24 protein-coding genes are annotated in these 24,789 nt (G+C 55.8%); 15 read left to right on the forward strand and 9 right to left on the reverse strand.

The window, feature by feature from the left end; genetic code table 11:
- Positions 1-104 precede the first annotated feature (104 nt).
- The gene (locus tag Y71_RS13020; RefSeq protein ID WP_007372079.1) at positions 105-848 is read left to right on the forward strand and encodes an AraC family transcriptional regulator; all 744 of its coding nucleotides are present in this window, start codon (positions 105-107) and stop codon (positions 846-848) included.
- A gap of 156 nt (positions 849-1,004) precedes the next feature.
- On the opposite strand, the gene Y71_RS13025 is transcribed toward Y71_RS13020, so the two are convergent.
- Genes Y71_RS13025 through Y71_RS13035 form a run of 3 tightly spaced genes read right to left on the reverse strand, consistent with a single transcriptional unit; the run spans position 1,005 to position 3,480 of the window.
- Positions 1,005-1,133 (reverse strand): DUF2474 domain-containing protein, encoded by a 129-nt coding sequence (locus Y71_RS13025; protein ID WP_007372080.1) that lies wholly within the window; start codon positions 1,131-1,133, stop codon positions 1,005-1,007.
- The gene (gene cydB / locus Y71_RS13030) at positions 1,133-2,143 is read right to left on the reverse strand and encodes a cytochrome d ubiquinol oxidase subunit II (RefSeq protein ID WP_035885647.1); all 1,011 of its coding nucleotides are present in this window, start codon (positions 2,141-2,143) and stop codon (positions 1,133-1,135) included. The genes Y71_RS13025 and cydB overlap by 1 nt, the downstream gene beginning before the upstream one ends.
- A complete protein-coding gene (locus tag Y71_RS13035; RefSeq protein WP_007372083.1) occupies positions 2,143-3,480 on the reverse strand; it encodes a cytochrome ubiquinol oxidase subunit I in 1,338 nt (445 codons plus the stop codon). The genes cydB and Y71_RS13035 overlap by 1 nt, the downstream gene beginning before the upstream one ends.
- Before the next feature lie 369 nt (positions 3,481-3,849).
- Here Y71_RS13035 and Y71_RS13040 point away from each other — a divergent pair, with 369 nt between their 5' ends.
- The 7 genes from Y71_RS13040 (at position 3,850) to Y71_RS13070 (ending at position 11,451) form a co-directional block, all read left to right on the forward strand.
- Complete coding sequence (locus Y71_RS13040) at positions 3,850-5,256, forward strand: aminotransferase-like domain-containing protein (protein WP_007372085.1); 1,407 nt, start codon at positions 3,850-3,852, stop codon at positions 5,254-5,256.
- 346 nt (positions 5,257-5,602) lie between these two features.
- On the forward strand, positions 5,603-6,745 hold the full coding sequence (ydcS, locus tag Y71_RS13045; RefSeq protein ID WP_007372087.1) for a putative ABC transporter substrate-binding protein YdcS: 1,143 nt from the start codon (positions 5,603-5,605) through the stop codon (positions 6,743-6,745).
- Between the two features lie 17 nt (positions 6,746-6,762).
- A complete protein-coding gene (locus Y71_RS13050) occupies positions 6,763-7,776 on the forward strand; it encodes an ABC transporter ATP-binding protein (RefSeq protein WP_007372088.1) in 1,014 nt (337 codons plus the stop codon).
- Between the two features lies 1 nt (position 7,777).
- Positions 7,778-8,713, forward strand: a complete 936-nt coding sequence (locus Y71_RS13055) for an ABC transporter permease (protein ID WP_007372089.1) — start codon at positions 7,778-7,780, stop codon at positions 8,711-8,713.
- Positions 8,703-9,509: an ABC transporter permease gene (locus tag Y71_RS13060; RefSeq protein ID WP_007372090.1), complete on the forward strand. Its 807-nt coding sequence runs from the start codon at positions 8,703-8,705 to the stop codon at positions 9,507-9,509. The genes Y71_RS13055 and Y71_RS13060 overlap by 11 nt, the downstream gene beginning before the upstream one ends.
- A 24-nt stretch (positions 9,510-9,533) precedes the next feature.
- Entirely contained in the window at positions 9,534-10,958 is a 1,425-nt protein-coding gene (gene patD / locus Y71_RS13065) for an aminobutyraldehyde dehydrogenase (protein ID WP_007372091.1), read from the forward strand.
- A gap of 271 nt (positions 10,959-11,229) precedes the next feature.
- Positions 11,230-11,451 (forward strand): hypothetical protein, encoded by a 222-nt coding sequence (locus Y71_RS13070; protein WP_035942268.1) that lies wholly within the window; start codon positions 11,230-11,232, stop codon positions 11,449-11,451.
- A gap of 56 nt (positions 11,452-11,507) precedes the next feature.
- On the opposite strand, the gene Y71_RS13075 is transcribed toward Y71_RS13070, so the two are convergent.
- Positions 11,508-11,945, reverse strand: coding sequence for an ECs1072 family phage-associated protein (locus tag Y71_RS13075; protein WP_007372093.1), 438 nt, complete (start codon positions 11,943-11,945; stop codon positions 11,508-11,510).
- A gap of 137 nt (positions 11,946-12,082) precedes the next feature.
- Between Y71_RS13075 and Y71_RS13080 the strand changes: the two genes are divergently transcribed.
- The 5 genes from Y71_RS13080 to Y71_RS13100 all read left to right on the forward strand — a co-directional run bounded on the left by Y71_RS13080 (position 12,083) and on the right by Y71_RS13100 (position 15,128).
- Positions 12,083-13,230, forward strand: a protein-coding gene (locus tag Y71_RS13080; RefSeq protein ID WP_085949497.1) for an IS3 family transposase whose coding sequence is annotated in 2 segments (ribosomal slippage) — positions 12,083-12,320 and positions 12,320-13,230 — 1,149 coding nt in all. Because the reading frame shifts where the segments join, the coding sequence is not laid out codon by codon here.
- A 204-nt stretch (positions 13,231-13,434) separates the two neighbouring features.
- Positions 13,435-13,704, forward strand: a complete 270-nt coding sequence (locus Y71_RS13085) for a hypothetical protein (RefSeq protein WP_227136866.1) — start codon at positions 13,435-13,437, stop codon at positions 13,702-13,704.
- 160 nt (positions 13,705-13,864) lie between these two features.
- Complete coding sequence (locus Y71_RS13090; protein ID WP_064569008.1) at positions 13,865-14,038, forward strand: GhoT/OrtT family toxin; 174 nt, start codon at positions 13,865-13,867, stop codon at positions 14,036-14,038.
- Positions 14,039-14,126: 88 nt separating this feature from the next.
- Positions 14,127-14,300 (forward strand): GhoT/OrtT family toxin, encoded by a 174-nt coding sequence (locus Y71_RS13095; protein WP_007372097.1) that lies wholly within the window; start codon positions 14,127-14,129, stop codon positions 14,298-14,300.
- A gap of 66 nt (positions 14,301-14,366) precedes the next feature.
- Positions 14,367-15,128, forward strand: a complete 762-nt coding sequence (locus Y71_RS13100; RefSeq protein WP_007372098.1) for an alpha/beta fold hydrolase — start codon at positions 14,367-14,369, stop codon at positions 15,126-15,128.
- 56 nt (positions 15,129-15,184) lie between these two features.
- Here the strand turns inward: Y71_RS13100 and Y71_RS13105 are convergent, their stop codons facing one another.
- From Y71_RS13105 to Y71_RS13115, 3 genes are read right to left on the reverse strand one after another with little or no spacing between them, the layout of a single operon-like run.
- A complete protein-coding gene (locus Y71_RS13105; protein ID WP_007372099.1) occupies positions 15,185-17,359 on the reverse strand; it encodes a virulence factor SrfC family protein in 2,175 nt (724 codons plus the stop codon).
- Positions 17,356-20,337, reverse strand: coding sequence for a virulence factor SrfB (locus tag Y71_RS13110; protein WP_007372100.1), 2,982 nt, complete (start codon positions 20,335-20,337; stop codon positions 17,356-17,358). The genes Y71_RS13105 and Y71_RS13110 overlap by 4 nt, the downstream gene beginning before the upstream one ends.
- 4 nt (positions 20,338-20,341) lie before the next feature.
- Positions 20,342-21,688, reverse strand: coding sequence for an SrfA family protein (locus Y71_RS13115; protein ID WP_007372101.1), 1,347 nt, complete (start codon positions 21,686-21,688; stop codon positions 20,342-20,344).
- A 279-nt stretch (positions 21,689-21,967) separates the two neighbouring features.
- Between Y71_RS13115 and Y71_RS13120 the strand changes: the two genes are divergently transcribed.
- Both Y71_RS13120 and Y71_RS13125 read left to right on the forward strand, forming a co-directional pair.
- Positions 21,968-23,566, forward strand: a complete 1,599-nt coding sequence (locus Y71_RS13120; RefSeq protein ID WP_007372103.1) for an ABC transporter substrate-binding protein — start codon at positions 21,968-21,970, stop codon at positions 23,564-23,566.
- A 10-nt stretch (positions 23,567-23,576) separates the two neighbouring features.
- Complete coding sequence (locus Y71_RS13125) at positions 23,577-23,810, forward strand: YdcY family protein (protein WP_007372104.1); 234 nt, start codon at positions 23,577-23,579, stop codon at positions 23,808-23,810.
- Here the strand turns inward: Y71_RS13125 and Y71_RS13130 are convergent, their stop codons facing one another.
- Together Y71_RS13130 and Y71_RS13135 are read right to left on the reverse strand one after the other, a co-directional pair.
- Positions 23,811-24,260: a DMT family transporter gene (locus tag Y71_RS13130; protein WP_007372105.1), complete on the reverse strand. Its 450-nt coding sequence runs from the start codon at positions 24,258-24,260 to the stop codon at positions 23,811-23,813.
- A complete protein-coding gene (locus Y71_RS13135; RefSeq protein WP_007372106.1) occupies positions 24,260-24,775 on the reverse strand; it encodes a GNAT family N-acetyltransferase in 516 nt (171 codons plus the stop codon). Before Y71_RS13135 ends, Y71_RS13130 begins: the two co-directional genes overlap by 1 nt.
- Positions 24,776-24,789: the final 14 nt, after the last annotated feature.

Here is a 24,789-nt window from a genome sequence, read left to right on the forward strand (position 1 = left end):
AATGGCGTAACTAAAGGCAAGAGTGTTGTCAGGCAGACAAAGCTTGTCTTCCTAATCAGCAATCAGGATGAAAAATGGTTTGAATCGGACAAAGGGCATGGCAGATGACATTTCAGCACGGCATTGATGGTATTCGCCAGTTGCAGTACGACAAGGGCGGTGAAGAGCCCGTCCACCAGCATCCCCAGGGGCAGCTTATCTGGGCTCGGCGCGGTGTGGCAAAAATTATTACGCCGCAGCATATCTGGCTGCTGTCACCGGGAAGAGCAATCTGGATACCTGGCGGGACTCCGCACGGGCTGCAGGCCATTGATAATGTGGTCACGCAAAATATCTATTTTAATCCCGCTTTTTCGCAACGCCAGCCAGGCCAGTGCCGGGGAGGCCGCGTGACGCAGTTACTTGATGCGCTGCTGGATGCCGGGCTGGAGGCATCGCTCTCCGCTGAACGCACCGGGCTAATTTATGGGCTATTGAGCGACGAATTCCGCCGTTTAGCGCCGCTGGAACTCTGTCATATCACGCTGCCAGCTGACCGCCGGTTGCGGCAAGTGTGCGATATCCTCTGCCGCGAGCTCGATCACGGAGAAACGCTTGCCTGGTGGGGGAAGAAGGTCGGGGCCAGCGAGCGTACGCTGGCGCGACTGTTCCGGGAAGAAACGCGCCTGAGTTTCTCCGAATGGAAGCATCAGCTGCGGCTGATGGAAGCCGTATGTAATCTGGCTCGCGGCAGCGCGGTGACGCAGCTTGCGAGCGATCTGGGATATGCCAGCCCCAGCGCGTTTATTGCCATGTTTCGTAAAAAACTGGGCGTATCACCGCAGCGGTATCTGCAGGCGGTACGCTAAGCATCAGCTAGCTATGTCCGGAAACCCGCGTCTGTAACTTTTGCAGTCCCTTGCAATCCGGCTAACTCAACGTTTGCTCCTCGCTCCTGACCGCTTTATTTCTGTCGCCTGCACGTAAAAAGAGTTTGCCGTTTACCACAGCAAACTCTGCGCACATCAGTGGGATTTAAACCCGGCCGCCGACATCAGCAGGCGGAACACCATACTCACGGCGGCCAGCGCCAGCACGCTGCCGCCCCAAATCAGTACCAGCCACATCAGGCGGTTGAAAAACGAGTGTTTCATCAGTGATAGCCCTCGCCAGGTTGTACTTTGCCGCGAAACACGTAATAGCTCCACGCGGTATAGACCAGGATAATCGGAATAATCAGCAGCGCGCCGACCAGCATAAAGCCCTGGCTTTGCGGCGGTGCCGCGGCCTGCCAGAAGGTGATATCCGGCGGAATGATGTGCGGCCAGATGCTGATGCCCAGCCCGCTAAAGCCGAGGAAAATCAGGCCCAGCGTCTGCACAAACGGCAAGGCATGATGCTGCGGATTGCCGAGGCTGCGCCACAGCCAGGCGCTGAGCGCAATAACCAGCAACGGCACCGGCGCGAAGAACAACAGGTTTGGCAGGCTGAACCAGCGGGAAGCAATCGCCGGGTGCGCCAGCGGTGTCCACAGGCTGATGACCGCGATAACCACCAGTAAAACCAGCAGCAATTTCTTCGCCGCTGCGCGCATTTTATCCTGCAACGGCGCGCCGCTTTTCATCACCAGCCAGCTTGCGCCCAGCAACGCATAGGCAATCACCAGCCCGACGCCGCAGAACAGGGTGAAGGGTGTCAGCCAGTCCAGCGCGCCGCCGTTAAAACGCCGTTCGCTGACCGAAAAACCATTCAGCACCGCGCCAACCACCACGCCCTGAGTAAAGGTCGCCAGCACGGAACCTGCCATAAACGCTTTATCCCAGAACGGACGATGTGCGGGTGTGGCTTTGAAACGAAACTCGAACGCCACGCCGCGAAAAATCAGCCCCAGCAGCATGAGCGTCAGCGGAATGGTCAGCGCATCAACAATCACCGCATAGGCCAGCGGAAATGCGCCGAACAACCCCGCGCCGCCGAGCACCAGCCAGGTCTCGTTGCCGTCCCAGACCGGCGCAACGCTGTTCACCATCACATCGCGATCGTGAGCATCGCGGGTCAGAGGAAACAGAATGCCAATCCCCAGATCAAAACCATCCATCACGATGTACATCAGGGTGGCAAAAACAATAATCACAAACCAGATCAGCGAAAGATCGATACCCATTATTTTGCCTCCTCATGCCAGGCTTGCGGGCCTTTGCAGATCAACCGCACCATATAGCTGTAGCCGACACCGAAAACGGCGCTGTAAACCACGAAGAATGTCAGCAGGCTGAGACTCATCTGCATTACACCGTGAGCCGAAACCGCATCGGCCGTACGCAACAACCCTGTGACGACCCACGGTTGGCGGCCAACTTCGGTGGTGACCCAACCGGCGAGAATAGCGATCAGCCCGGCAGGCCCCATCCACAGGGCAAAATGCAGGAACGGTCGCGACTGGTACAACCGCTGTTTGTAGCGCAGCCACAGTGCGCCGATGCCCAGTGCGATCATCAGCACGCCGAGGCCGACCATCACGCGAAATGACCAGAACACCAGTGGCGAATAGGGGCGCTCGTCTTTGGGAAACTCTTTCAGCGCCGGAACCTGTTTATCCAGGCTGTGGGTGAGGATCAGGCTGCCAAGCGCCGGGATCTCAACCGCGTAACGGGTGCGTTCCTGTTGCATATCCGGCAGGCCGAACAGCAGCAGCGGGGTGGCTTCGCCCGGCGGATTCTCCCAGTGGCCTTCAATGGCGGCAATTTTCGCCGGTTGATGCTCCAGCGTGTTCAGCCCGTGCATATCGCCCACCATTGCCTGGATCGGCGCGACAATCAGCGCCATCCACATCGCCATTGAGAACATTTTGCGCATCGCGGGCGTATCGTTACCGCGCAGTAAATGCCAGGCAGCAGACGCGCCGACAAACAGCGCGCTGCTGAGGAACGCGGCAATGGTCATATGCATCAGGCGATAAGGGAATGACGGGTTGAAGATCACTTTCAGCCAGTCCACCGGCACCACCTGGCCCTGCTCGATAATGTAACCCTGCGGCGTGTGCATCCAGCTATTGGAGGCGAGGATCCAGAAAGTGGACATCAGCGTGCCCAGCGCCACCATGCAGGTGGCAAAATAGTGCAGCCCCGGCCCGACACGGTTCCAGCCAAACAGCATCACGCCGAGAAAACCGGCTTCCAGAAAGAACGCAGTCAGCACTTCATAGGTCAGTAATGGCCCAGTAATGCTGCCAGCGAACTGGGAAAAGCCGCTCCAGTTGGTGCCAAACTGGTAGGCCATCACCAGCCCGGAAACCACGCCCATACCGAAGTTAACGGCGAAAATCTTCGACCAGAAGTGGTACAGCGTGCGCCAGTCCGGGTTACGGGTTTTCAGCCATAAGCCTTCCAGTACCGCCAGAAAACTGGCCAGCCCGATAGTGATCGCCGGAAAAATAATATGAAACGAAACGGTGAAGGCGAACTGTATTCTCGCCAGGTGAAACGCGTCTAAACCAAACATGGACAACCTCAGATCAACTGCTGTGAGGGGTATGGTAATGAGCGCGAGCCGGAACTTGCAGAAACAGATTGGCGAAATTTTTGTATAACAGTTAAATACAAAGCCCATTAAAATGGGCTCTGTTATAGATGAAGACAGTAAACCTACTACCGGGCTATTGATAAATTCGGCAGCGTTGCCCTGAGGGCTGCGAGTATCACCGCGGTTGATTCAATAAACTGAGCAGATCATCCCGTGTTACCGTTTCGATGCTGAGCGGAGATATAGAGGTATAACAGTTTTTTTTAGCACTATCTTTTTCATTACTGATATAGCAAGGATGCGTATCCCGTGCCATCATATTCACCATCCTCAACCCGGTGAATATGCATGAAAAAATACCAGCGCCTGGCGCAACAAATCAGCGAACAAATTGATCTTGGCGTCTGGCGTCCGGGGGAAAAACTGCCGTCGCTGCGCGAGCAGGTCACCAGCAGCGGGCTGAGTTTTATGACGGTAGGCCATGCTTATCAGTTGCTGGAAAGCCAGGGGCGGGTGATTGCCCGGCCGCAATCCGGTTACTTTGTCGCGCCGGCATCCGGTGTGCCGCGCGTGGCGGCGGCGCAGGTCACCCGCGATGAAGCGGTGGATATTAATACCTATATTTTCGATGTGTTGCAGGCCAGCTGCGATGCCTCGGTGCTGCCGTTTGGCTCAGCGTTTCCCGATCCAAAACTGTTTCCGATGCCGCAGCTTAACCGTTCGCTGGCGAAGGTCAGTAAAAGCGCCACCGCCATGAGCGTGATTGAAAACCTGCCGCCGGGCAACAACCAGTTGCGCCATGCTATTGCCCGTCGCTACGCTCGTCAGGGGATGAACATCTCCCCGGACGAAATTGTCATTACCGCCGGAGCGCTGGAGGCACTGAACCTCAGTTTGCAGGCGGTCACCGAACCGGGCGACTGGGTGATCATTGAAAGCCCGTGCTTCTATGGCGCGTTGCAGGCGCTGGAACGGCTGAAGCTGAAAGCGCTGTCGGTGCCGACAGATGTGAAAGAGGGGATCGATCTTGATGCGCTGGCGCAGGCATTGGTCGATTACCCTGTAAAAGCCTGCTGGCTGATGACCAACAGCCAGAATCCGCTCGGTTTTACGCTGAGCCCGGAGAAAAAAGCGCGTCTGGTGGCGCTGCTGGCGGAACATAACGTCACGCTTATCGAAGACGATGTCTACAGCGAACTCTATTACGGGCGCGAGCAGCCGTTACCGGCAAAAGCGTGGGATAAACAGGATATGACGTTGCACTGCTCGTCGTTTTCTAAATGCCTGGTGGCCGGTTTCCGCGTTGGCTGGGTGGCGGCCGGTCGCCACGCGCGGCGCATTCAGCAACTGCAGTTAATGAGTACGCTCTCCACCAGTTCGCCGCTGCAACTGGCGCTGGTCGATTATCTCTCCACCCATCACTACGACGCGCACCTGCGCCGCTTGCGGCGCGTGCTGGCGGAGCGCAAACATCTGGCCTGGCAGGCGCTGCTGCGCCATCTTCCGCCGGAGGTAAAAATTTACCGTAATGAGAGCGGCTATTTTCTCTGGCTGGAGCTACCCGCCGGGCTGGATGCCGGAGCGCTCAGCCAGCTTGCGCTGGCGCACCATATCAGCATTGCGCCGGGGAAAATGTTCTCGACATCTGACCGCTGGCAATCCTTTTTCCGCTTTAATTGCGCCTGGGCGTGGGGCGATAAAGAGGAACGTGCGGCAATTCGCTTAGGGGAATTGATTCGGCAGATGATGAAATAAACTCGCTCAGCCCATTCTTATTTTCTGAATATCTTGTTCTCATTTTAAAAATAGTGACGATGAAAACTTGCAGGTCACCGTCATTATTTTCTGTGCTTTTGTTTTGTGTATTCATAGGAAATGTGAATAGCAACACAGATTAACCTCGTACCGGCTAACTCCTTGTCTATACTCAAAAAGACGGTCGGTTATTATTTTCATTCGAAACGTAATGCGTTATGTGTCACATCCTGGCGAAATTTACGCCGGGCGACATTCTGGCCGTCCGCGTGCCGTCTATTTTTATTAAGGGAGATATATTTACGGCAAGGCTGCCGCACTTTTTTCATTGCGACAGGAGTAAACAATGAGCAAGAAATTTGCCCGCAGCAGTCTGTGTGCGCTGAGCATGACGATGATGGTCGCGCATGCCGCCGAACCCACCGAAGTGGGAAAAGGGGAAGGTCGTCTGGATATTATTGCCTGGCCGGGGTATATCGAACGCGGCCAGACCGACAAGCAATATGACTGGGTTACCGCTTTTGAAAAGGACACTGGTTGCGCGGTGAACGTCAAAACCGCCGCCACCTCCGATGAAATGGTCAGCCTGATGGCGAAAGGCGGCTACGATCTGGTCACCGCTTCAGGCGATGCCTCGCTGCGCCTGATTATGGGGAAACGCGTGCAGCCGATTAATACTGCGCTTATCCCGAACTGGAAAACCCTCGACCCGAAACTGATTAACGGCGCGTGGTTTAACGTCGGCGGCAAAGTGTATGGCACACCGTATCAGTGGGGGCCGAACCTGCTGATGTATAACACCAAAACCTTCCCGACGCCGCCGGATAGCTGGTCAGTGGTGTTTGTGCAACAAAACCTGCCGGATGGCAAAACCAATAAAGGGCGCGTACAGGCTTATGACGGCCCGATCTACATCGCCGATGCGGCGCTGTTCCTGAAAGCCACGCAGCCGCAACTGGGCATTGACGATCCGTACCAGCTCACGGAAGCGCAATATCAGGCGGTACTGAAAACCCTGCGCGATCAGCACTTACTGATCCACCGCTACTGGCATGACACCACGGTACAGATGAGCGACTTCAAAAACGAAGGCGTTGTTGCCTCCAGCGCCTGGCCGTATCAGGCGAATGCCCTGAAAGGTGAAAACCAGCCGATCGCCACCGTATTCCCGAAAGAGGGCGTCACTGGCTGGGCGGATACCACGATGCTGCATGCCGATGCGAAACACCCGAACTGTGCCTACAAGTGGATGAACTGGTCGCTGACGCCAAAAGTTCAGGGCGACGTGGCCGCCTGGTTTGGCTCGCTGCCGGTGGTGCCGGAAGGGTGCAAAGCCAGCACGCTGCTGGGTGAGCAAGGCTGCGAAACTAACGGTTACCGTTTCTTTGACAAAATCGCTTTCTGGAAAACCCCGGTTGCTGAGGGTGGCAAATATGTGCCGTACAGCCGCTGGACACAGGATTACATCGCCATTATGGGTGGCCGTTAACCTGCCAGGAGCTGAGTATGACCTATTCAGTTGAATTTCTGGATGTCTCGCGGTTATACGGCGACGTCCGGGCGGTTGACGGCGTCACTATCGCCATCAACGACGGGGAGTTCTTCTCCATGCTGGGGCCATCCGGCTCCGGCAAAACCACCTGTCTGCGGCTGATTGCCGGGTTTGAGCAATTGAGCGGCGGCGCAATCCGCATCTTTGGCCGCGAAGCCAGCGAACTGCCACCGTGGGAGCGGGACGTCAACACCGTGTTCCAGGACTACGCGCTGTTTCCGCATATGTCGATTCTCGACAATGTGGCCTACGGGCTGATGGTGAAAGGCGTGGACAAAAAGCAGCGCCACGCCCGCGCCCGTGAGGCGCTGGAAAAAGTGGCGCTCGGCTTTGTCCATACGCGCAAACCTTCTCAGCTCTCCGGCGGGCAACGGCAACGGGTGGCGATCGCCCGTGCGCTGGTCAACGAGCCGCGCGTCTTGCTGCTGGATGAGCCGCTCGGCGCGCTCGATCTGAAACTGCGCGAACAGATGCAACTGGAGCTGAAAAAACTGCAACAGGATCTCGGCATCACCTTTATTTTCGTCACTCACGATCAGGGCGAAGCGCTGTCAATGTCCGACCGGGTGGCGGTGTTTAATAATGGCCGCATCGAACAGATCGATACCCCGCGCGAACTTTACCTGCGCCCGCGCACGCCGTTTGTCGCCGGGTTTGTCGGTACGTCAAACGTCTTCAGTCAGGATCTTGCCAGCAAGCTGTGCGGTATGCAGGGCACTTTTTCGTTGCGCCCTGAACATATTCGCCTGAATGCGCCAGGGGAAATTGAAGTCAACGCCGTGGTGCAGGCGGTGCAGTATCAGGGAGCGGCGACGCGTTTTGAACTGCTGCTGGCGCAGGGGGAGAAAGTGATGGTCAGCCAGGCGAATCTCTCCGGCGTGTTGCTGACCGAAACGTTGACGCCGGGGCAACAGGTGCAGATTTCATGGTCGCGGGACGCGATGGTGCCGTTGCAGGGAGCGGGGTGAAATGGCCATGAGTATTCCGTTAACCGCCCGGCGGCGTGCCAGCCTGAGCGGGGTGTTATGGCGCAAACCGCTGCTTGGGCTGCTGCTCTTGTTACTGGGGCCACTGATGTGGTTCGGCATTGTCTATTTGGGTTCGCTGCTAACACTGCTGTGGCAGGGCTTTTACACCTTCGATGACTTCACCATGTCGGTGACGCCGGATTTAACGCTCGCCAACCTGCAAGCGCTGTTCAACCCGGCGAATTACGACATCATCGTGCGCACGCTGATGATGGCGATTACCGTCACCGTGGCGAGCGCCATCCTCGCATTCCCGATGGCGTGGTATATGGCGCGTTATGCGCGGGGAAAATGGAAGGCATTTTTCTATATCGCCGTGATGTTGCCGATGTGGGCCAGTTATATCGTCAAAGCCTATGCGTGGACGCTGTTGCTGGCAAAAGATGGCGTGGCACAGTGGTTTTTAAGCCATCTGGGGCTGGAGCCGCTGTTAACCGCCTTTCTGACGCTGCCCGCCGTCGGCGGCAATACGCTCTCCACGTCCGGGCTGGGGCGCTTTCTGGTGTTCGTCTATATCTGGCTGCCGTTTATGATTTTACCGATTCAGGCGGCGCTGGAACGGCTGCCGCCCTCGCTGTTGCAGGCATCCGCCGATTTGGGCGCGCATCCGCGCCAGACCTTCCGCTATGTGGTGTTGCCGCTGGCAATTCCGGGTGTGGCGGCCGGGTCGATTTTCACTTTCTCGCTGACGCTGGGCGATTTTATCGTGCCGCAACTGGTGGGGCCGCCGGGTTACTTCATTGGCAACATGGTCTATGCGCAGCAGGGCGCGATTGGCAATATGCCGATGGCTGCCGCCTTTACGCTGGTGCCCATCGTGTTGATTGCCCTTTATCTGGCGTTCGTGAAACGTCTGGGAGCATTCGATGCACTCTGACCGCGCACCGTTTTTTCTCAAAGTCGCTGCCTGGGGCGGCGTTATCTTTCTCCATTTCCCGCTATTGATCATTGCCATCTATGCTTTCAATACCGAGGACGCGGCGTTCAGTTTTCCACCGCAGGGCTTTACGCTGCGCTGGTTCAGCGTTGCGGCAGCACGCGGGGATATTCTTGATGCAGTGACGCTGTCACTCCAGATAGCGGCGCTGGCAACGGCTATCGCTTTGATTCTTGGCACACTTGCTGCAATGGCCTTGTGGCGCAGCGAGTTTTTTGGCAAGAGTGCAATCTCGCTGTTGCTGCTGTTGCCGATCGCGTTGCCAGGGATCATTACCGGGCTGGCTCTGCTGACCGCCTTCAAAGCGGTCAATCTGGAGCCGGGTTTTTTCACCATTGTCGTCGGGCACGCGACGTTCTGCGTGGTGGTGGTATTTAACAACGTCATCGCCCGTTTCCGGCGCACCTCGTGGAGCCTGGTGGAAGCTTCAATGGATCTGGGCGCCAACAGCTGGCAGACCTTTCGCTATGTGGTGCTGCCGAATCTCGGTTCGGCGCTACTGGCCGGGGGGATGCTGGCGTTTGCGCTGTCGTTTGACGAAATCATCGTCACCACCTTTACCGCAGGCCATGAGCGCACTCTGCCGTTGTGGCTGCTGAACCAGTTAGGGCGCCCGCGCGATGTGCCGGTGACCAATGTGGTGGCGCTGCTGGTGATGCTGGTGACGATGCTACCTATTCTCGGTGCCTGGTGGCTGACACGTGATACCGACACCGTTGCCGGAACCGGCAAATAACACACCAAGCTGAAGGACAGAACTATGCAACATCACTTGTTTATCAATGGAGAACTGGTTAACGGCGAAGGCGAGAAACAGGCTGTTTACAATCCGGCCACCGGCGAGGTGTTGCTGGAGATCGCCGAAGCTTCCGCCGCGCAGGTCGATGCGGCGGTGCAGGCCGCCGATCGGGCTTTTGCCAGTTGGGGGCAAACCACGCCGAAAGCGCGGGCCGAATGCCTGCTGCAACTGGCGCAGGTGATTGAAGACAACGCCGAAACCTTCGCGCAGCTGGAATCCCTCAACTGCGGCAAACCCTACCACTGCGTGCTGAATGATGAAATTCCGGCGGTGGTAGATGTATTCCGTTTCTTCGCCGGAGCGGCGCGCTGCCTGAACGGGCTGGCGGCCGGGGAGTATCTGGAAGGGCATACGTCGATGATCCGCCGCGATCCGCTGGGTGTGGTGGCTTCCATTGCACCGTGGAACTACCCGTTGATGATGGCGGCATGGAAACTGGGCCCGGCGCTGGCGGCGGGTAACTGCGTGGTGATCAAACCGTCGGAAATTACCCCGCTGACGGCGCTGAAACTGGCCGAACTGGCGAAAGATATCTTCCCGGCTGGCGTGCTGAATGTGCTGTTTGGCCGTGGTCAGACGGTTGGCGATCCGTTAACCGGCCACGAAAAAGTGCGTATGGTGTCGCTCACCGGTTCGATCGCCACCGGCGAACACATTATTGGTCATACCGCATCGTCAATTAAGCGTACCCACATGGAACTGGGCGGCAAAGCGCCGGTGATTGTGTTTGATGATGCCGATCTCGACGCTGTGGTAGAAGGTGTGCGCACCTTTGGTTTTTATAACGCCGGGCAAGATTGCACCGCGGCATGCCGGATTTACGCGCAAAAAGGGATCTACGATGCGCTGGTAGAAAAACTGGGTGCCGCCGTCGCCAGCCTGAAAATGGGAGCGCCGGAAGAGGAAAGTACCGAACTGGGGCCGCTGAGTTCTGCCGCTCATCTGGCGCGTGTCAGTAAAGCGGTTGAAGAGGCAAAAGCGCTGAGCCACATCAGCGTGGTCACCGGCGGGAAAAAGGGCGAGGGCGCAGGCTATTACTATCAGCCAACCTTGCTGGCCGGGGCGAAACAGGAAGATGCCATTGTGCAGCGTGAAGTGTTTGGCCCGGTGGTCAGCGTAACGGTGTTTGATGATGAAGAGCAGGTGCTGGGCTGGGCGAATGACTCACAGTACGGTCTGGCATCATCAGTCTGGACGCGTGATGTCGGGCGGGCGCATCGCTTAAGTGCGCGTCTGCAATATGGCTGCACCTGGGTGAACACCCACTTTATGCTGGTCAGCGAAATGCCGCACGGCGGGCAGAAACTCTCTGGTTATGGCAAAGATATGTCGCTGTATGGGCTGGAAGATTACACGGTTGTTCGTCACGTAATGATCAAACATTAATCGCTAAATAAAGCCATGGAAGGCTTTTAAAAAACCTTATGAATCATGAGGCAAATCTCATAGGTAAATTATCTGTGTTGTTATTCATAAAAAACTGATTTAATAATATTCAGCCATCAGCGGAGTGGCGAAATATCTCAATCAAATAATACCGCGCACCAGCATTTCCTCTGCCCGTCATATGAGTGTCATCGGTTCGACAATAGACAGTCATTGCGACAGAAGATAATGACTGGCTTTTTTATAAAAAACAGGCAGGGGAAAACCCATAATGAGTAAAATCGTGGTCGTGCTCGTACCCGGGGGCGCGTCTGAGCTTTTGACGGTCGATGATAGCGAAACCGCCGTCTCATGGGCTACTGGCAGCGGTAGTGGTGGGGCACAAACCGGTTTGTTACCCATCGAAACCTACTACTGCGAAGGCGAAGAGTTTTATTTTGCGCGCGTGGAAAATCTTTCCAGCAGTGAAATTGCCTCAGTATCATTAAATTAAAAAAAGGGCTCCGGAGTGAGCCCTTTTTTATTTAATTATTTAATTAATTTGTCTGCTTATCGTTTTAAAAACGCTTCATTCTCGCGCGGTGCCCAATCTTTCTCTGAAAAATCATAGGTCGGGTAGGACTCTTCTTTTACACCCTGAGAACGAATAACAGCGCGAACTTCCGCTGGCAAGTTTTCATCACGGAATAATTCTGCCAGTACAAACAGCGTATCAATAAAGGATAACTGTTTTACTTCAAAGGGTTTCCAGCCAGTGCGTTTAAAAATCAAATGATAAAGCGCTTCTTCGCCTGCCAACGGAACAAAACTGCAGGCGTACTTCTCGCGGTGGCGCGCAAGCAGGTATTCAAGGATAAAAATCTGCGCGATGCGCTGGCGAGCTGCCTGTCCGCGCGGTGTGTCAGTGGTCATATCGATGTGCGTTATGTCATTGTTTTCACGCACCCGAACTTCTATGGCTTGCCACAGGTCGTCATATTTCTGCATAACCTTACCTTGTTTGATCCGAAGTATTCCTTGCAGAGAAACAATATCAGAGAAGATTGTGCGCCGACAAATGTTGAATCGCCACGGGTTTAACAGACACCTCAGAGTCATTTAAGATGGCTTAAAGAGAGGTGCCCATGAGCGGTAAGCGTTATCCCGAAGAGTTTAAAACTGAAGCAGTCAAACAGGTTGTTGATCGCGGTTATTCTGTTGCCAGCGTTGCAACACGTCTCGATATCACCACCCACAGCCTTTATGCCTGGATAAAGAAGTACGGTCCGGATTCTTCCACTAATAAAGAACAGTCAGATGCTCAGGCCGAGATCCGCCGTCTCCAGAAAGAGCTGAAACGGGTTACCGACGAACGGGACATATTAAAAAAAGCCGCGGCGTACTTCGCAAAGCTGTCCGACTGAGGTACGCCTTTATCCGTGACAACTCCTGTTGCTGGCCTGTTCGCCTGCTCTGTCGGGTGCTGGATGTTCATCCCAGTGGTTTTTACGCCTGGCTTCAGCAGCCGCATTCACAACGCCATCAGGCAGACCTGAGACTGACAGGACAGATTAAACAGTTCTGGCTGGAGTCGGGATGCGTCTATGGTTATCGCAAAATCCATCTGGATCTGCGTGACAGCGGGCAACAGTGCGGAGTAAACAGAGTCTGGAGACTGATGAAACGTGTCGGAATAAAGGCTCAGGTCGGATACCGAAGCCCGCGGGCACGTAAAGGCGAGGCCAGTATCGTGTCACCCAACAGGCTCCAGCGACAGTTCAATCCGGATGCTCCTGATGAGCGTTGGGTAACGGACATAACCTACATCAGGACCCACGAAGGCTGGCTGTATCTTGCCGTTGTTGTTGATCTGTTCTCACGCAAAATTATCGGCTGGTCCATGCAATCCCGGATGACAAAGGACATTGTCCTGAACGCACTGCTGATGGCTGTATGGCGGCGTAATCCCGAAAAACAGGTGCTGGTTCATTCGGATCAGGGCAGTCAGTACACAAGCCATGAGTGGCAGTCGTTCCTGAAATCACACGGCCTGGAGGGTAGCATGAGCCGTCGCGGTAACTGCCATGATAATGCGGTTGCAGAAAGTTTTTTCCAGTTGTTGAAACGTGAACGGATAAAGAAAAAGATCTACGGAACGCGGGAAGAAGCCCGCAGTGATATTTTTGATTACATCGAAATGTTTTATAACAGTAAGCGTCGGCATGGTTCTAGCGAACAGATGTCACCGACAGAATATGAAAACCAGTATTATCAACGGCTCGGAAGTGTCTAGATTATCCGTGGCGATTCATTTCCCGATGCTTACGTTAATGCTGCCGGCCTTAAATTCAGACTTAAGTTAAATCTCACTATAAAAAAGAAAAGGGTCAGCGTAATTTGTGTTTAATCAATATTCACAGGTGGTGAGAATAATAATCTGCATATTCCTACCTTTTCCAGGATAACAAAAATGCGAATTCGTTCGATGATGTGGGGGATGGTTGTTGCGATCTCATTACTGGGCGCAACAGAAGGGGTTGCCAGAACGCAGGCGCTGTCCGATGCGCAGGTTAAAAAAGCGATCATTGCGGAATCCATTGCGCAATATCCCGGACCCTGCGCCTGCCCGTACAATCAGGCGCGCAACGGCAGTGCGTGCGGCAGGCGCAGCGCCTGGAGCAAACAGGGAGGCTATTCGCCACTTTGTTATCCTGATGATGTCAGTAAAGAGCAGGTGAAAGCCTGGCGCGAGCGCCAGCAGCCGTAAAAGTGACAGGCCGGGTAAAATCCCGGCTTTTTTACATTCTTCAGTAAGTTAAATCAAAATTACTGATAGCCAGGATTGTTACAAACGTAATTAAACTTGATAAATATCAATAATTAGAGCATATTGCGCACGTTTTGTTACTTACTGGTTAATGTTTGTTATGTCGTTATATCAAAAAATGTTGGTTTTCTACGCAGTGATGGCGCTGATTTGCGCACTGATTACCTGGTTCCTTTCACATGACCGTAAACGTATTCGCTTGCTGAGCGCCTTTCTGGTCGGCTCCACCTGGCCCATGAGTTTTCCCGTGGCGTTGTTGTTCTCGATTTTCTGATCTTAAAGCGTGACAGATAAAGCGATACCTTATTGAAAATTAGGGCAACATGTTAGCTGAATGTTTACCTAAGGACAGGAGGCATACGTTGGAACTCTACACAAAAATGCTGATCTTCTACGCTGTGATGGCGGTACTGTCCGGCGTGGCAACGTACTTTCTGGCCCGCGACAACCGCAAAGTCCGGCTCCTCAGCGCGATACTCATCGGTGCGACCTGGCCCATCAGCTTTCCGGTCGCGTTACTGTTTTCACTCTTTTGATCGCGATCTCTCCTTTTTATCGAAATACTGTATATAATCACAGTAATCCAATGAAAGGGAAACCTCATGAACACATTCTATTCACGTTATGCTCAGGGGCAGGTGCGTTGGCACGATCTGCCGGGGCACGGCGATCCGCTGGTGTTTATCCACGGGCTGGGCTGCGCATCATCGTTTGAATACCCGCGCGTGGTCGCCGATCCCGCATTTGGCGGCAGGCGCGCCATCCTTATCGATTTACCCGGCAGCGGTTACAGCGAACGTCCAGCGAGTTTCTCCTATCGCACCAGCGATCAGGCGAAAGTGGTGGTGGAGCTGCTGAATAAGCTTGATTTGCAGGCTTTCTGGCTCTACGGCCACAGCATGGGCGGCAGCATTGCCATTGAGGTGGCAGCGCAGATAGCCGCGCGCGTGAACGGGCTGGCGGTATCGGAACCCAATTTCTATCCCGGCGGCGGTATGTTCAGCCGTGAGATTGCCAGCCAGGATGAAGCGGGGTTTGTCACCAGCGGTTACGCGGCAATGCTGGCGCAGGAGAAAACCGCGTGGGCCGGATGCCTGCAAAGTAATGCGCCGTGGGCGGTCTGGCGCGGGGCGAAAAGCCTGGTCGACGGTATTGAGCCAACATGGATGACGCTGTTTGTCGATTTCCCTCGGCCAAAAACGCTGATCTTTGGCGCGCTTTCACTGCCGGATAAAGACGAAGAGGCGGTACGGAAACAGGGGATCCCGGTACAGGTGATTGCCGATGCGGGGCATTCGATGTCGTGGGAGCAGCCCGCCGCGCTGGCGCAGACGCTAAATCGCTTTATTACTGAACACGAATAAAAAAACCCGGCGCGCAAAACCGGCCGGGTTTCTGTTTATGCTGCATCCGTTTTAGCTTATGGCAGTAAAGATTTCAGCTTCTTGCGCGCCGCCGGAGTGACATCCAGCGGGTGGCGGTAGCCAATGTTTTCCGTTGCCCGGTGATAGAGCGCAACCAGCCAGTCGTAAACATAACGGGTGGCGGCGTGAACCGGTTGCTCGCTCAGTCGTGTCAGGCGCGTATTGCTCGCCTCCGCCGAACCGGTGGCGAAAATGGCACGATCTTTCTGCACGCGGCTGGCCGGACGCTCGGCTTCCGCCACCGATGCATAACCGAGCCAGGCGACAAAGTTGCCAATCGCAGCGTGCAGCTGTGCGGCGCAGGCAGTATCACGCTGCATGATGGCTTGCAGCTGTTCCGGCAGATTCAGGCGGTAGCTGCTGACAATTACAATTTCCGCCATCTGGCGCAGGGCTGTCGGGCTGAGCCCAAGGCGCACGGCGTTGTCGTCGTTGCGGCTCCACTGGCGGACATGGTTAACCCACAGCGCATGTGCCTGCTGACCGACATCTTTACTTTGCGGTTGCTGTTCCGTGTTGTCCGGTGATTCGGCAAACAGATCGATTGCATCATTAAACAAACCGCTGACTTTCTCTTCGCGCGGCTGTTGGACTTTCCACAGCGTGTCGAACTGCTGCATATCCGGCTGCAAACCTTCCAGCAATTCACCGTGACGGGAAGCCTGCCCCTGCAATTCGCGCACGACAGCTTCAGCGCGGGTGCGCTGAGTGGCCGCGTCCTTCTCCGGGCTGACAAGCCATGTTTGCAGCAGTTCGCGCAGCGCATGTTGATGGCGCTCTGCCAGCGCTTTTAAACGCTGTTGACGCAGATCCGGCGCGGTGGCCTGCGCTAACCATGCCAGCAGGCGTTGCAGACTACTGGCATCCAGCGCCTGCAACGTGCCCCAGTGTTGTCCCGGTTTGCCGATCAACTGCTGGACCGCTTCATCCAGGTTCTGCGCCAGCGTAAAACGCGCATCTTGTGGCGTAATTGCCCAGACCAGACCCGGCAGCGCCGCTTCCTGGCCCGATTGTGTCTCTTTTACCCAGTTGAGCAGGGCGCGGGCAGTGGCGGCGGTGGTCGAACGCTCCAGCGTGGCGTTACAGATCATCAGCACGTCCGGCTGTAAGCGCTGGCGATAGCTCTCCAGCAGCCAGCGGCATTTGCTGCGCCACAGCGGTTGGCCGTCCTGCGGGCCGGGCACCGGGATATCGAGAATATCCACTGACGGCAGCACGCTGTTTTCCACCGGCAGCACCAGTTCGCGGGTGATCAGCGCCAGCGTCGCCAGTGGAATACTGACCGCATTGAGCCGTTGCTCGTTGGCCCATGGATGCACCACCACTTCATCATGAATCTCTTCGCTGCCGGGTTCCGCTGGCGTTAAAAATCCGTCAGTCGGCAGGGCGAAGCTATCGACCAGAACGCTTAACGGCGCGGCCAGTTCGCTGGCATTGCCGGTCTGGTGCAGGGTGTGCGCCAGCGCCAACCACTGCTGCGTCAGTTCGTGTTGCTCGCCCCATAATAACGACCAGGCGCTGGCTCGCGCGCTGAGATCCAGTTGCGGCAGCAGGCTGGCGAACTGATACCACAAAGCATCGTCCATTTGCTGCTGCGATGAAGGCACTACCGAGCGCCAGAAACGGGCAATGCCGCCAATCTCTTCGGCGGTGATCCCCGGTACCGGATTCGGCTGGCGCAGGGTGCGCCATTTCGCGACCCGGCTTTCGATCACCGCTTTGTCTGCCGCGCGTAATTCCGGCTGCTGCTGAGTATGGGCAATAAACAACTGCACCAGTTCAGCTTCGCTGATAATGCGCAAGCAGAGTGGAAAGCTGTCGTCCATCGGCGAGTGATCCGGGCTGAAACGCAGCGCCATGCTGGTCAGCGCGTGACCCGGATTGATATGGGTAAAGTAATCCAGCGTTTTATCGCCCGGACGCACATCCAGCCGCCCGTTGCCGCTGCCGCACAGCGCGGCGAGCAGATGAGCTTTTGCCGCCTGCGAATGACCATACAGACCGATGGTGCAGGGCGCGTTAACGGCGTCGCGCAGCGCGGTTTCTCCGGCTGCGGCCGCATTCAGGCGCGCCAGCAGCGCATCGGCATCATCATCCAGTAGCGGTGAAAGTGTCCGGTTCTCGTTAATCCATGCGCTCAACGCCTGGGTGGTGTTTACGCTCGCACTCATTTCAGATACACACTCCCGCTGTCGATCCAGTAGTGACTACCGCTATGGCGGCGGTCGGCCAGCGTATTCAATTTAAAAGTTAACGCGTCGGCAGGCACCGGCGTTCCGTCCTGCAACCAGGCTTCACTCAGCGTGAAGGATTCCGGGCCGTGATGTTTGTTGCCGCCGCTAAAGGCCAGACGCACGTTTAACACGCCATCGCCGGCGATGGTTTTCGCCAGATCCTGCGAGTTAATGCTCAGCGTATAGAGCGGCGTGGCGGGCCAGCGGGCGTTAGCTAACTGACGGAAACCCAGCGTCACATTGCCGCGCAGCGGGAAGTGCAGCTTCGCATCCAGCTTGGCGCCCGGTTTATCGAGATCGATATCGTGATACCAGATGTTTTCGTCGCGTAACGTGTTCACCACGTTATCCAGTACACCGAGGTAACGTACGGTGGAATAAGCGCCAATGTCAGCCGCCTTAAAGTTAAAGCGCGGCAGACGCAGATCCAGCGCCAGGCTGCACAGCATCGCACCGACCGCCGCTGTTGATTTCGGGTTACCGATTTTGCCCTGCTGGCTGAAGGGATACCACTCATGCACGCGATATTTATCCAGCCAGATCATGCGGTTAACCGGCACTGGCTGCAAATGGCGGATCAGCGCCTGCACGCCCGGCAGGCAGCCAGGACGGCCGGTGATCAGCAGCACGTCGCAACTGTAGTGGGAAATGGCTTCGCACACCGCATGCAGCGGGGCGGTAAGCGTAAATTGCCCGTTCAGCATAGCATCCTGCAATTCGCGGAAATTGACCTGCAACGGTACGGAAAGCACGTCGAACTCCGCCGAGCCGGACGGCAACGCATGATCGATTGCCTGGCGCAGATAATTCATCACATTGCGCGTCGGCTGCTGCTTGAGCAATTCACCGAAGGTCGCATGCAATCCGGCCAGCGGATCGTTGATATCGCTCTCTTCCCAGGCGGCAAGGATTGCGTGACCGATCGGCATAAACAGTTGCAGCGTGGTCTGCTGGCGCAAAACCGCCTGCGTATCAATACGCCCGGAGTCGCCAAACAGCGTCGCCATAATCGCCGCCGCATCGCTGATGCCCGCTTTTTGCATCTGCGTTTGCAGTGCAGGCAGCACGCAGCGCTGGATGACATCCAGCAGAATGTCATCACCCGCCACTTTAAAGCCTTCACGAAACAGCAACTGCGGGGTGATTTTGACGTTGCTGCCGGTGCCATCATCAAGCTGATAATGGGTGATCGCCATATCGGTGGTACCGCCGCCAATATCAACAGAGGCAACGCGCAGCGAACGGCCTTTCACCGCGCCGGGCGCTTCGGCGCGATCCGGGCGGGCGAGGGAGGCAAAGAAGGTTTCCGTCTGCCCGGCAAAACGGGAGATCGCTTCGTTATACAGCCATACCAGTTGTCCGCAGCTCGCTTCATCCCACTCCATCTGAATATGCGGCACCGGCACCACGCTTTTTTCCTGCTGCTTGCGGTCGGCAAAATCTTCATCCTGCGGATGCCAGCCCATTGCTTTCCACACCAGCGCGATCGCTTCAAACATGCGGCGGCGGAAGATTTCACGCTCCTGCTTCGGCATCGCGGAAGGCAAAGTCAAAATAATGGTGCGCAACTGGCGCGGAGAAGCCGGGAAGCCGAGGCGTAAACGCGTTGCCACGCTGTTGATTTGCCCCAGCGCCTGCGACAGCAATTCGCACAGCATATGGGTCATCAGGGTGCTGCGGCTGTACTGCGGCGAAAAGACCGGCAAACGCTCATCCAGCGGCAGGCTGTAGAGCGGCTGGCCCTCATCATTCATCAGGTTCATCAGCGGGAAAGCGGTGGCCAGCGGTTCGCGCTGCGTTTTGCTGTTCATCTGGCTAAAACGCCAGTCCTGCAACACCGGGGTTTCATCCCACAGATAACGTCGCGGGCTGGAGATCCCGCTGTTGCCTTCAGTCCCGACGCGCTGCATCGCCAGTTTGCGCGCTTCATCACCGACACGCACAATCGACGGCCAGATGAATGCATCTTCGCGCCCACTCTCCACCGAGAAGTGCTGCTTACCAAAACGCGCTTCCGAAAACTCCAGGCGGCTGGTAAATAACGGTTCGTTAAGGAATTGCGGCTCGCTGAGCGATCGCACCTGCAACTCTGCCGTCTGGCGCAAACCATCATTGGCATCGCCATGATCTTCAATGATCACGCCGCAAGTGTGGGTGTTACCGACATCGAGGATCAGATCAACCGGAATCGCCGGAGTGCTCAGCGTGTGGGTGACAATTTTGACTTCCGGGACCTGCAATTGTGAGCCGAGCAGGGTCATCAGGTTCAGCCAGTGCGCCTGGTATTCAAAACCGCGCAGCGCCTGCGTGATCTCACGCTCGCTGCGGCTTTCATGCTGCGAAATGTAATGTAAGAAGGCTTCCCGCAGCCAGCCGTCAACCCAGGTTTGATCGAGGAAATCGGCGACTTCATCATCATGCCAGGCCAGCGCAAAGCGCGTGCCGTTAAGGATATCGTTCTCCTGCGGCGCCAGAGAAGCCGGAGAGTTGTCGTTGATCTGGCTGTCGAGCGCCAGCGCGATACGGTGCGTGTTGCCTGCGCTGTCCGGTTCGCTCAATTTACGGATCTGCACCCGCGCCCAGTTATCCGGCCCTTCAACAAAAGTACGCGGCGGGTTAAAGCGCAAAAAAGGCACCGGCAGCCAGACGCCATCAAGGATCGACAGCGAATACTGCAACGCGTGGGTACTTTCCGGCTTGACCACTTCCGGCTGACCGCCATCGCGGTTCGGCAGGGTATAGCGCTCATTCACTACATCAAAATCGAGCCGCAGCAGTGGGCCATTGGCCGTTTTACGTACAAATCGGCCGCTGTTGGCCGAATCCTGCGGCGTCACGCCAAAATCAAGAAACTGCACGCCGCTGTTGGCAATCAGCGTCACGCTCTGTTTGTAGTCGCAAAGATTAACCAGCATAAACTCAGTCACCTGTTTTTCTGAACGTCACCGGAACGGTGGTTTTGGCGTCAAAACGTGCGCTGCACTCGGCTACGTCGTTGCTGCCTGCTTTACAGGAAATGTCCGGCATCGGGTAACGGGTACCGTCGCTACACCGCGCGTTACCGCGACTTTTAATCAACAGTTCGCCGGTTTCGTGCAGGCCAGAGAAGAGATCTGCGCGGCAGGTAATGTTCTTACCGTGAACAATGCGCGCCGACCCTTTGTTGTTCTGGATTTGATAACGCACCGCTGGCGCTTTGCCGGTCACGGGATCTTTGACATCCAGATCAACGCGCCAGTTACCGTTAAGGAATTTGGTTGAACCGATTTTCACCTCGACAGCATCCATCACCAGCGCGCCTTTCGGGATGGCGGAAATCACCACCGGCTCTTTCGCGGCGGGTTTCTCGGCTACGGTTTCGGCAGGGGCGGAGACTTCCGCCTGGTGCAGTGGCAGCTTCGCCGTCAGCGCAGGAATTGGCGCGGCCTGCATGGCGGGCGGCGCAATTTCGACAGGTTCAGCTTTTGCAATCACCGGCGCGGGAGCCGGAACTTCTTGTTGCTTCAGCAGCAGCGGGGTGGCAATAGCCGCCGCGACTGCGGCAGCAACCGGCAGCGCCCACAGACCGTAGCGACGGCGTTTTTTCGCAGGCGTGGCGGCAACCGGAGCGGGTTCTGGCATCGGCGCGGCCTGCACAGGCGGTTCTTCAACCGGTTCTGGCTGCAATTTGATTTCCGGCGGCGTGCTTAACAGCGGCGCATCCGCCTGGCTGAAGGTGACTTCAACGGCAGGCTCTTCTTCTGGCTCCGGTTCCGGCAACATGGTGATTTCCGGCACTTCGGGTTCCGGTTCGCGCAGACAGTCGAGCACATTTTCACGTGCGCTTTCATTGAGGTTGACGAACCCCCAGAAGGTGATGACCGGTTTGCCATCGACGAGGAAAACGTGATTTTCACCGGGAAATTGCAGCGCTTTCTCCAGCAGCGAGCCAAACAGCTGCTGCGCTGTTTTCTGCGATTGCAGGCATTTGCGGCTCAGGGCATAAGCGCTGTCGAGGGTATTTTCGAGGTGCTCGCGGGCGCGGCTTCGCGCCTCTTCGTCGGCGGCTTTCCACGAAACCGAGCGACCGTCGATGGGTGAATACCAGTCGACACGATCGCCTTCATCATTAACCTGGGGTATTGCCAGACAGTCAACCAGCGCCTGCTGTTTGCGCAGGCGCAGTGCTTCACGAATTTGTAATGCCGAATCAAATACGGCCTGACCGCCGCCGCCCACGGCCTGGAAATCATCCAGATCGCCGCTGCGTAAGAGAGTTTTTGCCACGTTTTCATCCCATAGGCTTCTTTACGCGTCTACTATACGCAAACTTGTCGCCAGTAAAAGGAAGAGGAGACTGCAAAACCATTGAATTCTCGATGCATAGATGACATCAATCAGACTTGACGCCGCGATAATTATTTAAGATAAATTTTAATCGTAATGATGGTTGATATTTCAGCGAAATCAACTGCTTTAGCATAACCTGATAGAGAATCACCATTTGCCAGTTCACCTGAGCTGTGCTGAGATTACTACTCCATATAAATAAGAAGGTTCCTGATAATGTCTACAGGGAAAACGCTGCTCGCCCTCGCGCTGAGCACACTGTTACCGGCAAGTGCGGCATGGGCCGCGTCTAACGACACCATCGTCTACTGCTCCGAAGCGTCGCCTGAATCCTTTAACCCGCAAATTGCCAGTTCCGGGCCGACTTTTGTTGCCAGCTCGCAGGTGCTTTATAACCGCCTGGTCACCTTCGATCCGGTGAAAAATACCCCGATTCCGTCGCTGGCGACGGAGTGGAAAGTGTCGGAAGATGGCAAGACCTGGACGTTTACGCTGCGCCAGGGGGTAAAATTCAACAGCAATAAATATTTTAAACCGACGCGCGATTTCAACGCCGATGACGTGATTTTCTCCGTTATGCGGCAAATGGACGCGAAACACCCGTATCACAATGTTTCGCGGGGTAATTACGAATACTTCACCGATGTCGGCCTTGATAAGCTGATTAAAGAGGTGAAAAAGGTAGACGATTACCACGTCCAGTTTGTGCTGAACGAACCGAACGCCGCATTTCTTGCCGACTGGGGGATGGATTTCGCCTCTATTCTCTCAGCGGAATACGCCGATGCGATGCTGAAAAAAGGCACGCCGGAAAACGTCGACAACTGGCCAATCGGTACCGGCCCTTATGTGTTGCAGCAATACAAAACCGATGCGCAAATCCGTTATCTTGCCAACCCGAACTACTGGGAAGGCCCGGTACCAACCAAACACCTGATTTTCTCTATCACCCCGGATGTGCAGACACGCCTGGCGAAACTGCAAACCAACGAGTGCCAGATCATTCCGGCGCCGTCACCGGTGCAGTTTGATCAGATAAAAAACAACAAAGATTTGACGCTGCATACCATTGATGCGCTGAACGTCGGTTATCTGGCATTTAACACCGAGAAAAAACCGTTTGATAACGTACTGGTGCGTCAGGCGCTGAACTATGCCACCGATAAGCAGGCGATCGTTAACGCCGTGTTCCTCGGCTCCGGCAGCGTGGCGAAATCGCCGCTGCCGCCCAATATGCTGGGCTATAACAAAGATCTGAAGGATTACAGCTACGATCCGGAAAAAGCCAAAGCGCTGCTGAAACAGGCGGGCCTGGAGAAAGGCTTTGAAGCCACACTGTGGTCAATGCCGGTACAACGTCCGTATAACCCGAACTCGCGCCGTATCGCCGAGATGATCCAGAGCGACTGGGCGAAAGTGGGCGTGAAAGCGAAGATTGTCTCTTTCGAGTGGGGGGAGTATCTGGCCGGAATGCGTAAAGGCGAGCACGATACGGCTCTGTTCGGCTGGATGTCGGATAATGGCGACCCGGATAACTTCGCCGATACGCTGCTGGGCTGCAACAGCATCAAAAACGGCGCCAACGCCGCGCGCTGGTGCGATAAAGGCTATGATGCGCTGGTGCAGAAAGCCAAAGTGGTCAGCGATCCGGCGGCCCGCGCCAAACTGTACGAACAGGCGCAGGATATCTTCTACCAGCAGGCGCCGTGGATTGCGCTGGCGAATGGCAAAACCTTCTACGCCACGCGCAGTAATGTGACCGGTTATCAGGTCAGCCTGATGGGCAGTGATTTCTCGAAAGTGAAATTGAATTAAAGGAGTGGATATGTCACATCTGGATGAGGTTGTCGCGCGCGTTGATGCGGCCATTGAACAGAGCGTTATTATCGGGATGAACGAATTACTGGTTGAACTCAGCGATGACGCCGCGCTAAGCCGGGAAGAGCGCTATGCGCAGCAGCAGCGCCTGCGAACGGCGATTGCGCATCACGGCCGCCAGCATAAAGAAGATATGGAAGCGCGCCGAGACCAGCTCACTAAAGGTGGCTCAATCCTGTGATCAGAACTGGCGTCTGGCCACCAGCCAGGCGCCAATCACCAGTAGCACCGCGCCGCATACCGGGCCAATCAGCGCCCGCAGCGCGATCCCCTGACTCCTCACCACATCCATCACCAGTCCGCCAATCAGCTGGCTTGCCACCAGAACTGCAATGGTCGTTGCCGCGCCAACGTACTGATAACCGCTGATGCTGGCGAAGACAAAAAACGAACCCAGCAAACCGGGAATTAATGTCCACCACTTCACGCTGGCGTACAGTTCCTGAAACCCGCTCATTCCGTGCCTGAACAGCAAAATCGAGACAAACAGCACAATACCCACCAGCGAGTTGAGCAGCATGGCGATAAGGATCGTCGAGGCCGACTGAGTAATGCGCACCATCAGCGTGTTTTGCACCACCAGGCCAATCCCGGCGGCGATCAGAAAGGTGAGGGTCAACGACTGGTTCATTAGATAGCATCCGGATCGGTACGGTTATCGAGCTGCAACTGCATAAAGGTTAAATCGAGCCAACGACCAAACTTGGTGCCGACCTGCGGCATTTCCGCGGTCGTGACAAAACCCAGTTTACTGTGCAGATGAATAGAGCCATGGTTTTGCGACTCAATGCCCGCCACCATCACATGTTTACCAATGCGTCTGGCTTCTTCGATCAGGCGTTCCATCAGCGCCAGCCCGAGGCCTTTGCCCTGATGTTCGGGGTGAACATACACCGAGTGCTCGACGGTGTGGCGAAAACCATCGAAGGCGCGCCAGTCACCAAACGAAGAGTAGCCGGTGACCACGCCATTTTCTTCGCTGACCAGCACTGGATAACCCAGTTTGGCGCGCGCTTCATACCAGGCAATACGGTTCCCTACATCGACCGTTTGATCGTTCCAGATGGCAGCAGTGTTCACCACCGCATGGTTGTAGATCTCTGCAATGGCGGCACAATCTTCTTTCCCGGCAAAACGAATATTCATGGTTGAACCTCAGA

The sequence above is a fragment of the Kosakonia radicincitans DSM 16656 genome (genome assembly GCF_000280495.2).
In the GTDB taxonomy this organism is placed as follows: Bacteria; Pseudomonadota; Gammaproteobacteria; order Enterobacterales; family Enterobacteriaceae; genus Kosakonia; species Kosakonia radicincitans.